The 11,477-nt window shown below is 45.3% G+C and carries 11 protein-coding genes; 4 read left to right on the forward strand and 7 right to left on the reverse strand.

The genetic code is table 11. The features are described from left to right. The first annotated feature begins 24 nt into the window (after positions 1-24). Complete coding sequence (locus tag J4G38_RS21990; RefSeq protein ID WP_226163663.1) at positions 25-1,353, forward strand: site-specific integrase; 1,329 nt, start codon at positions 25-27, stop codon at positions 1,351-1,353. Positions 1,354-1,446: 93 nt separating this feature from the next. Here J4G38_RS21990 and J4G38_RS21995 read toward each other — a convergent pair whose 3' ends face one another. From J4G38_RS21995 to J4G38_RS22015, 5 genes are all read right to left on the reverse strand, one after another. Continuing rightward, positions 1,447-2,547, reverse strand: coding sequence for a hypothetical protein (locus J4G38_RS21995; RefSeq protein ID WP_210517111.1), 1,101 nt, complete (start codon positions 2,545-2,547; stop codon positions 1,447-1,449). 159 nt (positions 2,548-2,706) lie between these two features. After that, the gene (locus J4G38_RS22000) at positions 2,707-3,237 is read right to left on the reverse strand and encodes a hypothetical protein (protein WP_210517113.1); all 531 of its coding nucleotides are present in this window, start codon (positions 3,235-3,237) and stop codon (positions 2,707-2,709) included. A gap of 115 nt (positions 3,238-3,352) precedes the next feature. Beyond that, complete coding sequence (locus J4G38_RS22005; RefSeq protein ID WP_210517114.1) at positions 3,353-3,976, reverse strand: hypothetical protein; 624 nt, start codon at positions 3,974-3,976, stop codon at positions 3,353-3,355. Between the two features lie 115 nt (positions 3,977-4,091). After that, entirely contained in the window at positions 4,092-4,415 is a 324-nt protein-coding gene (locus tag J4G38_RS22010; protein ID WP_210517116.1) for a hypothetical protein, read from the reverse strand. Position 4,416: 1 nt separating this feature from the next. After that, complete coding sequence (locus J4G38_RS22015) at positions 4,417-5,844, reverse strand: hypothetical protein (RefSeq protein ID WP_210517118.1); 1,428 nt, start codon at positions 5,842-5,844, stop codon at positions 4,417-4,419. Between the two features lie 743 nt (positions 5,845-6,587). Between J4G38_RS22015 and J4G38_RS22020 the strand changes: the two genes are divergently transcribed. From J4G38_RS22020 to J4G38_RS22030, 3 genes are all read left to right on the forward strand, one after another. Next, positions 6,588-7,151: a hypothetical protein gene (locus tag J4G38_RS22020; protein ID WP_210517120.1), complete on the forward strand. Its 564-nt coding sequence runs from the start codon at positions 6,588-6,590 to the stop codon at positions 7,149-7,151. Positions 7,152-7,302: 151 nt separating this feature from the next. Next, the gene (locus tag J4G38_RS22025; RefSeq protein ID WP_210517122.1) at positions 7,303-7,512 is read left to right on the forward strand and encodes a hypothetical protein; all 210 of its coding nucleotides are present in this window, start codon (positions 7,303-7,305) and stop codon (positions 7,510-7,512) included. A 948-nt stretch (positions 7,513-8,460) separates the two neighbouring features. Beyond that, positions 8,461-10,377, forward strand: coding sequence for an ABC-F family ATP-binding cassette domain-containing protein (locus J4G38_RS22030; RefSeq protein WP_210517124.1), 1,917 nt, complete (start codon positions 8,461-8,463; stop codon positions 10,375-10,377). An 86-nt stretch (positions 10,378-10,463) separates the two neighbouring features. On the opposite strand, the gene J4G38_RS22035 is transcribed toward J4G38_RS22030, so the two are convergent. Both J4G38_RS22035 and J4G38_RS22040 read right to left on the reverse strand, forming a co-directional pair. After that, positions 10,464-11,324 (reverse strand): carboxypeptidase-like regulatory domain-containing protein, encoded by an 861-nt coding sequence (locus J4G38_RS22035; RefSeq protein ID WP_210517126.1) that lies wholly within the window; start codon positions 11,322-11,324, stop codon positions 10,464-10,466. Next, a partial coding sequence (locus tag J4G38_RS22040; protein WP_226163662.1) for a hypothetical protein occupies positions 11,293-11,477 on the reverse strand: 185 nt, incomplete at its 5' end. The genes J4G38_RS22040 and J4G38_RS22035, both read right to left, overlap by 32 nt.

Below are 11,477 nucleotides of genomic sequence, written 5' to 3' on the forward strand. Positions count from 1 at the left end.
ACAGCCCCATCGCCTACCTTGAAAATGTCCAAAATCAGTTTCATCCTTCGCCCCGCCAATACCAACGGCGAAAGCCCTGTATCTATTAAGCACACTCACAGCACGTTAACCCCGTTTACAAAGGCTACGGGCGTAAGTGTTCCTAGCCAGTATTTCAACCTCAAAACAGGCAAGGTCAGCAACAAGCTACCGGGCTATGTTGAGAAGAATGCTGCTATTGAGCAAGTGAGAGCCGACGTGGAAAAGGCAGCGCGTAACGTAATGAGTTGGGACGAGCATCCAGACCGCGAAACGGTAGCGAAGGAATACAACGCTATTGTACAAGGTCGAATCAATACGGCGGCTAACCTGCGCATCGTTAGGGATGACTACGTAGATTTTGCCGAACAGCTACGCGCCGAAATAGCCGACCTCGAAACCCAATTAGAGGAAAAGAAAACAGAGCTACGGGATTACGAAATGTCATTAGGAACCTTCGAGGGCAAGCTAGTTTCAACATTCATCGAACGCTACCGGGACACTCAAAAGCTCACCGTCAATACAAAGCGGGCTTATAATAACCTTGCACGGTATGTACGCGGTTTTCGTTCTCATTGGGAGATAACCGACGTAACACCCGACACGCTAATTGAATTTGAGAATTACTTAATCTCCATTCGGCTAAATAATAGCAGCATTAACCAGCAGGTAAAGCGGGTTAAGACCGTATGCATAAAATACGCCAACCTATTGCAATTGAATACACAAGCATTAAAGGAGCATCGCACTGAAAGCAAGCAACTACGTAAGCAAGATGTTCTATTCCTCACCACACACGAATTAGAGTTATTCAAGGCGTTAGAAGTCCCTAAAAGGAGGGAAATAGTGAAGGACGCTTTTCTATTAATGGCTTATACTGGCTTACGGTTTAGCGACCATATACTAACGCCTAATAATATCAAAGGCAATTACATTGTGTTGACTACACAGAAAACCAAAACCCTTGTTAAGATTCCGATGAGCGATTCAGCCAAAGCTATTTTGGAGAAATACGACTACACTATGCCGAAACAATATCTAGCTAATTTCAGCAAAGTATTAAAGGCTCTGGCAAAGCAAGCCGGTCTAAATGAATTGATTCACACGCAAAAGAAAATCGGCGCGGAAATAGTCGAGAGCTATGAGCCAAAGCACAAACTAATATCTGCACACGTTGCGCGGAAGACATTTATCACACACGCGCTATCTGCTGGCGTTAATCCCGCCGTGTTGAAATTGTGGATTGGTCATAGCAAGATGGAATTGATGTTTAGCAATTACGCAAGCGGACAAATGAATACGGTTAGCGAAATGGAGAAGATAACCACTATCTAAGGCGACGATAAACCCGACACCGAATAACAACCGCACCGAAATAAAAGAGGCTCTCAGATAGGGGAGCCTCTTTTATTCGCACCATACTTTTATCTACTTACCTGCTTTTATATGCTTTAACCACGATAGCATAAATTTTTTATAATAGTCTAAATCTTCAATTTGATTGGCAAAGCAATTAGTGCAAAGCACAATTTGCTGATTGACAAACAATCTCAAATCCGCATATACGAAATCTATAGCGGCATTGCACTGGCTGCAATTATGCGAAGCGTTATTTGAAATTGCTGTTATGACACAATCTAACTCTTGCTGCTCTATAACGCCGGAGTTTTTAGCCCAAATGAGATACATACCTTCCCTTAAAACTAATTTTCCGCACTTTACAAGTATCTCATCCGGTAAATAGCGAAATAATATCTCGTCTATTACATCAGCAGTGTATTTCAGCAGATACGGGACTACGTAATAGTAATGCTCCCACATAGAAAGCAAATCGTCGTATTGAGCGAATATAAAATTAAGGTTCTGTTCTTGCGTTTTATAGTTTGGGTCAGTCGTTATAATATGTAGAGCCTTGTTAGTTATAGCATTAATGCCAGTATGACAAGCTTTGTCATACCTGATATCGTGCATATCCTGAGCATCGATATTATAATTAGACGTTAACTTGCTTACTGCATCTTTAATTATCGTCAGATTATCTCTGAGTTTTACCCTCGGGGCAGGGTCATATAATTTAGGGTCACCTTGCAAATAGAACCTATCTATAAATTCGTTATTATCAGCAAGTAATTGCTCTAATATTAGTAACTCGTCGGTAAAAGGTTTGCGTAGCAAAGCGTACGCTACCGATAGCTTGCCTTTTTTTGCTGCATTAAGAGAATCGTGCAAGAAATGCATAATATCTCCTGTTAGCGACCGTACGAGATGTTTGGTCAAAGTTTCTGTTAGTTCGGCTTTCATATCATTCTCAACAAGCCAGTCGAGTACGTGCAACTTCTCATTTTGCATATCTTCAATACGCTTGTGAGTTTCTTTGAATGTCATTGACGTTTTTAGTGTCAGCTCATACGCCGGGTTTGATTCATCAAGTATTTCTACAAGGTGGTCGTACATCAGAACAGCAAGGTTGTGGGTTTCGTGGTACTGCTTAGGCAACAGTATCTCGTCCGTTTCGTCAATCCACAGCATACTTAATCCTATTAGATGAGTAGGCAAGATACCGCCTAAACAGTACCGCTACGGCACGAAGAGTGTCCAACGCCTACAATGATATACGTAGAGCCATTGTAGGCGCTTACAACGAAGATTCTCAGCAGCCCTAGCGTCTTGCGGTACTAGGGCTTTTCATTAAAATAGGAATCGATTCTTTTCTATCACATCATACAGGCAATCATTTGCTATTTTGAGCGGTTCTAGTTCTAGGTTCAAATTAGCAAAATCCTTTCTGCCGTGAAATAGATTATTCCTAAGCCTGTTTATAATTGCCAATACTGTTTCACTGAATTCTACGGAGTCCGGTGCCGAGCCATTATTTAATCTTGCCCAAAGTATTGTTTCAAAATCATTATAGGTTCTTGGTGGGTGCTCGTTAAGGTATAAGGATTTGAATTTGCGCTCTCCTTCATTACCATTTAGATACCTTTTTTTGAATCGATTAAAGTACGGCTCAAAGTCGGTTTCACTAAAGGCGTTCTCCCTAACCCGTCCAATCATAGCTATTTGTGTACAAGGGTTGCCGTTGGATGCTGGATAGAAGCGCGATTCATATACACCCCACAATAAGACGAATTTAGAAATCTCTCTGCCTAAAGAAGTTTCTATTGTAATCGTCGAGTTGGTTTTACGGGCTATCAATTCCAGTATTTTCTTAATAGTCATTGGTGAGAACTTTTAGGGAGCGAACAAGATACCAATGAATAGAAACCCTACGGTATTAACGGTGGGCAGTCCTTACACTAGCATCCTACAGGCATTTGAACAGCTTAAATTGACGTTACAATATATCGTATTTGGCTAGGTCATCCCGAATTGTCTTATTCATAGTATGATAGGTGGCAAGCAACTCATCGACACACTTTATCGCTTTATCTACATTTGCGTCATATCCTTCATTCTGGCAATAATTACCGCCCGGCTCTACTAATGGCATAAGCTCATTTAACCGGTTTAGAAGTAAATCGGATTCCAAATATAAATTCTCTATATCATAGTAAAGTGCGGCAAAACTATTGGTATCGATGCTGATTTCAATTAGCTTAGCCTCTGTTAGCTTGTGGTTTGATAGTAGGTGCTCGTAATCTCGCTTATAGTCTTTTAAAGCAGTGAGATACATTTTGATATAATGCCTATTTAGAATCCTCACGTTGTTTTCTCCGACGAGCTTTTGACCTGCCTCTATTTTCTTGTTAACGTAAGCACTTCTAATAGTTAGCTTGTGCTCATTCACTTTCTGTTTTGCATCTATACGCTTTGACCAAATGCTAAACAGCCCGGTTGCAACGATGGTAGATATTGAACTGATTGCTACTATCCAGCCGCTTTCCATTACTGAGGGTTTGATGTGAGCAAGCAAGTTAGCACCATTTAGCAACGCTACCGCACGAACGACGAGCAACACTTACACCGGTACACCTAGAGCCGTGAACGTGGCTTAAAACGAAAGAAACCGTAGCAGCCTAATGCCACTACGGTTTCTGTTCTACGTAAACACAATTCCCACTAGTATATAGTTGTTAAATGGGATTAGTTTCAAGGTCTAGCAAAATTAAATCGATGGTCGTTTGTCGTTGTTTAATGAATTGCCAATTAGCATAATTTTGAAATTCATCTTTGCCGAAAATTATAGTAAGTCCTTTGCCGTTGCCATTTTTCGCGTAAATGAATAACTCGCTAACACCGTCAGAATACGTATTGCTTCTATCCCCCGGTTTAAAGCCTTGTGCTTTTATCCTGTCACAGTATTCTTTTATGATGTTAAATGTTTCGTCGTTCGTTTCGTGAAAGTGAATCAAAGGACAGCGGTAATCTATTTTACCTTTTTTGGTTCGTGTGAGCATTTTATTTGAATTTGGGATTTAGGTTTAGGTTTTGAAATTCGCTATCTGATATAGCCTTGACAATATCGTATTGGTCTTCACGTACTAGCAAACAATCGTGTATAGTTATGACCTCTGTTATATCGTGGTCTATTACCGCTTGTACAATATGTTTAAACATTACTCCACTCTCCAAGCGCTGGGCTACCAAGCAGTTATTAGCGTATTGTTTCCGCTCACCGTCTCTGTTTACGGTGCAATTCCATCGAAATGACTTAATCTCTTTGAACAATTCGTAAATACTTTGGAATTGCTCTTTGAAGATTAGGAAAAACTGCATTTTCTTTATTACTAATTCATTCGTTAGCTCTTCTATTACCGTGCTATCTTTCAAATCATAGTCACCAAATAGCGCGGACATCGTTAGCTTTTTGGTAAAGTCGCGTTTCTCCTTATCGTCGCCATCACAGATAGCTCCGTACTGCTTTTCATAGTCCGCTTGTAGCCGTTCGTAGATTGTTCCCTCTCTAGCAAGTTCTTTGAACTCTAGAAAGTTGCTATCATTTTCGTATCTCTCATACACCGGTATTGCTTCGCTTGCATCCGGCACAAATTGCCGGATTAAGTCGCCTGTAACCGACGATAAATAAAACGGTTGGGAGTTCACTATATCAATCTCCCGATTGCGTATCAGTGGGCTTGTTTTGAAGCGCAAGCAACGGCGAATAACTTTTGCCATATTGGTAACAACCGATTGTAGCCGATTACCGAACTTATCAATTCCGACACGCTTTAACGGGCTGTTATTGAAGTAATTGAAATAGGTTTCAGGCGGGTTGCAATTTCCTAATCTGGCGTACTCTTTTACCACGTACGCAAGCGCGTCGGCATCCGGTACTAGCATCAAGTTTTGCGTTTGCTCCATTACGTGCAAGTAGCCGGTATTAATTACGCTCTCATAGTTAGCTACTGCGTTCGCTATTTCCTGTTTGGCAGTTGGTCGCCTGCTCTTGCGTTCACCTAAATTAAGCGTTTTAAGCGTGTTTAGCTTACGTGCAAAGTACTTGTTATACTCTTCCTCAACAAAAGCAAACGGGGCGCTTAAATCGATTCTTTTGGGATGAATACGATAGCTAATGCAGATGCCTAACACGTCGCTATGTCCGTCGTAAATTTGGATGTATTCGGTATCGGCTAAGTCCTTTAAAATTTGCTTGTACTCGTCTCTGAAAATGCACCGTATTATGTCCGAATGCACTTGAATGTATTGACCGGGTTTGCTGCTTAGCGTAAAGTATTCTTCTAATAGCAGGTTGAAAAAGAAAAAGTAGTTTATTTCCTTAACGGTGCTAGCATATTTACTCGTCACCTTATCTCTGAGTTCGTTTAGTTTGAAGCTTGCGGGATAAAATAGGGTTGTTGTTTGTTTGGGGGTTGGTTTACGCGGCATCTATTACATAGGCGATTGTTTTTTAGTGGTGAGTGCGGTAAGCTCTCGTTTGATTAGGGTACCGGTTAGCTCTCCCAGATTGACCTTTGAGTAATTATTGCTCAGTAGTTCCGCTAACTCTAGTAGCTGGTCGAATACTTCCGGTTTTACGTTAATTGTTTTGTGCGTTCTGCGTGGTGTGTTGTTCATAAAATTGGGGTGTCCTTTATTATTGTAAGTGGGCGTAAGTATATAGTTTATTCTAAAACTGTGTTTTTGTCAAAATATTTTTCAACCTGCTGATAATCAATTGTAATATTTTTCCATACAAAGCAGCGTTACCGTCTCACAACGCTTGTTCACCCCGTCGCCTACTATTGGATTTAGGTACATTTTGGGAGAGATATAACACCTCTTCTCTTCCTATTCCCTTCCTTTCTTCTCTTTCTATATTATCTCTCCCAAAATGTACCTGTCATCAACAATCCTACTGCAATCAACATTGAAAGGGGTTGCCCCAAGCAACACCCAAGCAAATACCAAAAGTTAAAACCTTAATCAAAGCAACCGTACTAGACGAGCATCTTATAGCCTAGCGTCAGGTTCGGGAGGTAACGACCGAATAGCAGCTACTAATATGGAGAGTTATAATGTTTGAAAATATTATTATCGGTAAACCCACTAAAATATCGGTAACAGACTAAATAAAATCGTAAACTTTCCTTTAAATGTGTATATAATAAAAAAGAAGATATAAAAACCATATGAAACTACAACTTAAAAAATACACTCAACTTACCAAAGACCTCACCGTTTACGTTAAAAACCTCAACACCCTAGAGCTAAACGACACGGCTAAAACGCTCTTAAACACGCTCCCACTGGATTTAGTGGACACGACGAGCCTACTAGACCGGTACAAGTACCAGACCGCTTCTAAGCTCCCTAATTTCGAGGTGTACAAGGCAAGCGGTATCGATTTGTCTAAGCAAATACCTGACTGCGAAGTAACGAAAGCGGCTATTGATTCGGTTGTTACGATGCGTACGGGCTTCAATCAGTTCACCACTATTCAACGCTTCATTTCTTACGATGTTAAAATCGGTCTATTCGTCGTGAACGGTGCTGGTAACGCGGCTATTACCGCCGCAGTCATTACACTGACTCCCGAACAAGAAACCGTTTGGAACGGCGTACACGCGCTATTTACGCTGCTAGCTGATAGTGACTTGAATAAGAAAATTCTATCTGATAACGTGTATAACGATTTTAAAAAGGAATTAAACCTAGATACGTTGGTGTACGAGATTCAGCAGAAAGTCAAATAGCTTTAGAATTGAAGAGTTATTATCACACTTCAATGGTTACTAAGTGGTTAATCTTTCGAGTTTCTCGAATGTTTACCTAGCTAATTCGGTTAATGAGAGCTATTTGAAATAACAACTTTTACCGTTACCGATAAAATAAAATAATTATACGATGAATCCAGCCAGTTTAGCGAATCTAGTAGGCGGTCGCAAAGCAATTAAAACCGATACGGAACTGAAACCATATCAGAAAAATATTATTAAGTTTCTGAATAAGAATCAAAAAGCGTTTCTTGCTCGTCTCTCTCTATTGTCCGATAAAGACTTTGCCGAAATGTATTTGCAGCTATTGACACTTATTGCTTCTACTGATTCAGAATAATAAACTAGCAGCACAGGTTTTTACAACACATCTCTTTTTCCTGTGTAATCGTTAGCTACATCCATTAGCCGACCATTAGCGCCCTAGCTGATTCAGTCCAGTTGGGGCGTTCTGTTTTTAAGATTTCCCTGAAATGAGTAGCTTTAGCCCCACCTTAACTCTACACAAAATGGACTCTATACAACAGCGCAAATACGAAGCCCTAGCTTCTGGTCTTCTATTTCTTACTATGATAGTAGGGAACGTTAGTTGTTATTTCAATAAAACCGGGTTTTTTAAAGACTATGGAATTCATTCCAATTTTGTTTACACAGGACTGGTTGTATTAGTTATTTGGTATCTTATAAATGCTTTCTTAGTAAGTAGAGGTGTGAGGTGGGTTAAGATATTTGTATTGACATCGTACTTACTATTTTTTTTCTATATGATAACTATGAATATGATTGGTGAAGAGAAGCTTATCCTATACTCCAATGCATTTTCTCTTGGCTTACAGTTATTGGTGCTAGTATTCCAAACGGTTGCAATCATTCTTATATGTGTTAGCCTCCAACCATCACATAACAAGTCTTAAAAAAACATCGTCTGTATTGAACAGACCCACACCCGCCAAGGTCTTTCCACGTCCGCAACCGCTTGCGTCGCGTGTACCCCCGTTTCCGGCTGTTTCTTATGCTGCTGACGCGTCTCTGAGCAACCAACTAGCAAGCCGTACGGGCAAAGGGCTAGCCCCTACTACGTAGGGGTAACGGTAACAGCATCGTCGCTATCCGCAAGCAAGGCACAAGTACCTTTGTGGTGAACACTGAAAAATACCACTAGCTACCGGCTTAGGCGTGTATCATTTCAAAGCGGGCGTGTATCAATTTTCCCCCTAAAACCATATACACGTCACTTACGAGCACTTAGAAACCGCCTTGAATATACTTTAAAGGCACACTTTTACCTATGAACCTGTTATCCGCCGAGAACATCTCGAAGAATTACGCCGACCGCTGGCTGTTTAAAGACCTCAACTTCGGCTTGCAGCTGGGCCAGCGCGTGGCCTTTGTGGGCATCAACGGCACCGGCAAAACCACGCTCCTGCGCGTGCTGGCCGGCCTCGAAATCCCCGATACCGGCTCGGTGAGCGTGCGCAAGGGCATCCGCGTGACCTACCTGGGCCAGCAGCCCGTGTTTGATGAGAGCCTGAGCGTGGAGGAAACCATCTTCGCCAGCCAGAACGACACGCTCAAGGCCATCAAGGAGTACGAGCACGTCATCAACGACCCCGACCACAAAGCCGACGACCTCCAGCGCGTGCTCGAACGCATGGACGCCCTCAACGCCTGGGACTACGAAGCCCAGGTGCAGCAGATTCTCGGCCGCCTCGGCATCCTCGGCGAGCTGCTCACGCGCAACGTGGCCCAGCTCTCGGGCGGGCAGCGCAAGCGCGTGGCCCTGGCCCGCGTGCTCATCGAAGAGCCCGACGTACTGCTGCTCGATGAGCCCACCAACCACCTGGACCTGGCCACCATCGAGTGGCTCGAAAACCGCCTCTCCTCCCCCACCCTCACCCTGCTGATGGTGACCCACGACCGGTACTTTCTCGACAAGGTGGCCAATGAAATCGTGGAGCTCGACAAGGGCCAGATGTACCGCTACCAGGGCAACTACGCCTATTTCGTGGAGAAAAAGGCCGACCGCGAAATGCGCGAAACCGTGGAAGTGGAGAAGGCCCGCCAGCTCTTCAAAAAGGAGCTCGACTGGATGCGCCGCATGCCCCAGGCCCGCGGCACCAAGCAAAAAGCCCGCATCGACGCCTTCTACGTGACCAAGGAAAAGGCCAGCACCAACCTCAGCAAGCAGCAGGTGGAACTGAGCGTGAAAACCACCCGCCAGGGCGGCAAAATCATCGAAGCTCACCACCTGACCAAGAAATTCGGCGACCTCACCGTGCTCGACGATTTCAACTACGTGTTCAAGAAAAAGGACCGGATTGGGCTGGTGGGGCCGAACGGCGTGGGCAAGTCCACGCTCATGAACATGCTCACGGGCAAGCTCCAGGCCGATTCCGGCACCATCGAGGTGGGCACGAACACCGTGTTCGGCTACTACACCCAGACCGAGCTGGAGTTCGACCCCACCCAGCGCGTCATCGACATCGTGAAGGAAGTAGCCGAAGTGGTGGAGCTGGCCAACGGCGACGTGCTCACCGCCAGCCAGTTCCTCAACCTGTTCCTGTTCCCGCCCGCCCAGCAGTACACGCTGGTAAACAAGCTGAGCGGGGGCGAAAAGCGCCGCCTGCAGCTGCTGCGCGTGCTCATCAAAAACCCCAACTTCCTCATTCTTGACGAGCCCACCAACGACCTGGACCTGGCCACGCTCAACATCCTGGAAGACTTCCTGCTGCACTTTTCGGGCTGCCTGCTCATCGTGAGCCACGACCGGTACTTCCTCGACCACCTCGCCGAGCACCTGTTTGTATTGGAGCCCGGCGGGGCCGTCCTCAACTTCCCCGGCAACTACACCGACTACCGCGAATACCTCGCCGAGCGCGAAACCGAAGCCGCCCTCGAAGCCGAGGAAAAGGCCGCCAAAGCCGCCCGCGCCGCCGCCAAGCTCATCGCCCCCGTGGCCGTGAGCACGGCCGTTGCCCCATCGCCCGCCAGGCGCCGCGCAACCTTCGCCGAGAAAAAAGAATACGAGCAGCTCGAAAAAGCCATGGCCACGCTGGAAACCGAGAAGCAGGAAATCACCGCCAAGCTGAACGGCGGCAGCGGCAGCCCGCAGGATTTCGCCGCCTGGGGTGCCCGCCTGGCCGCGCTGAATCAGGAATTGGAGACCCGGGAGCTGCGCTGGCTGGAACTGGCGGAGCTGGGGTAAATGACTCCTGTGCTAACTTAACAAAACAGGCCGCCGCGATTATATCGCAGCGGCCTGTTTTCATTCTGGCCCGTGGGATATGCGGTTTATTCCGCAGCCTCGACTTCAACCTTAACACTGGCGTTATACCGGCGCGAACTGCTGGATTGTGGAAACAGGGTCCATCCCTTTTTCGGGGAATAGCTCCAAATGCTGCTTTTTTTGAAGTCAGAGGAGGGCCACATCATCTGGCCAGAAGGAATGTAGTTATCCATATCTGGTTGGGGCAATGCGTTAGCTGATTCTCCAAATTCCAGCACTACAAAATACCCTTCTTTGGGAGCAACAAAATTATAACGGCTCAAATCCCTGGTGTACCATTCGCCAGCCCTAGGAACGGTGAGAAACACTGGTTCATTGAGTATAGTGGTTTTAGGCGAATGGTTCTTGCCGTCAGCCTTAAAAACTCGGATGCGAAACGGAGCCATCGGCAAACTATTCTCGCCGATGTAGAACGATACCGACCGCATTTCGCGAGTTTGCTTCCGGGTATCATTTTCAATGAAAAAGGCGTATTGCGTACCTGGCAGCCCAGTTATAAGCTCGTCTCTGGTGGGAGGTGCTGGCTGACCAGTGGAGGCATAGGGCTTCACCGGGCAATAAGTGATGTTGATGCCATCCAAGCATCCTGAATTCAATTCAATGCGCAAGTTTTCCAACTGCCCCGGCTCCACAAGCACCGCGTAGCGGCAGTAGCCCAAAGTCATAAAAACCAGGGAATCCTGCTCGGATTTAGTCAGGCTGGTTAACTGAAAATATCCTTTTTCGTTCGTAAGGGCTTCGGTTCCTTCTTTGAGCAGCCCAATAGAAGCAAACGGGATGGGCTCCTTGGTTTTGGCATCCACCACGCGCCCGGTTATGCGATATTGCTGCGCCTTACCTGGTGCTGGTAGCAGCAACAAAATCAAGAAAGCAAGTAGGAGAAAGTGTTTTAGCATAAGCCAAAATAACGTTAAAATATTGGCTGACATTTCGCACCGCCGCCAAGCAGGCCCCGCCCAACGCGGCGGGTAGCAACGCACCACGCCGCCTGGCAGGGGCGGCGTAGTGCGTTGCTACCC

The sequence above is a fragment of the Hymenobacter terricola genome (assembly GCF_017921975.2).
In the GTDB taxonomy this organism is placed as follows: Bacteria; Bacteroidota; Bacteroidia; order Cytophagales; family Hymenobacteraceae; genus Hymenobacter; species Hymenobacter terricola.

Bases quoted from the DNA above. Each gene is read 5' to 3' on its own strand.
- J4G38_RS22000 (WP_210517113.1), bottom strand. From the start codon at position 3,237: ATGACTATTAAGAAAATACTGGAATTGATAGCCCGTAAAACCAACTCG.
- J4G38_RS21990 (WP_226163663.1), top strand. From the start codon at position 25: ATGTCCAAAATCAGTTTCATCCTTCGCCCCGCCAATACCAACGGCGAA.
- J4G38_RS21995 (WP_210517111.1), bottom strand. From the start codon at position 2,547: ATGCTGTGGATTGACGAAACGGACGAGATACTGTTGCCTAAGCAGTAC.
- J4G38_RS22025 (WP_210517122.1), top strand. From the start codon at position 7,303: ATGAATCCAGCCAGTTTAGCGAATCTAGTAGGCGGTCGCAAAGCAATT.
- J4G38_RS22030 (WP_210517124.1), top strand. From the start codon at position 8,461: ATGAACCTGTTATCCGCCGAGAACATCTCGAAGAATTACGCCGACCGC.
- J4G38_RS22010 (WP_210517116.1), bottom strand. From the start codon at position 4,415: ATGCTCACACGAACCAAAAAAGGTAAAATAGATTACCGCTGTCCTTTG.
- J4G38_RS22015 (WP_210517118.1), bottom strand. From the start codon at position 5,844: ATGCCGCGTAAACCAACCCCCAAACAAACAACAACCCTATTTTATCCC.
- J4G38_RS22020 (WP_210517120.1), top strand. From the start codon at position 6,588: ATGAAACTACAACTTAAAAAATACACTCAACTTACCAAAGACCTCACC.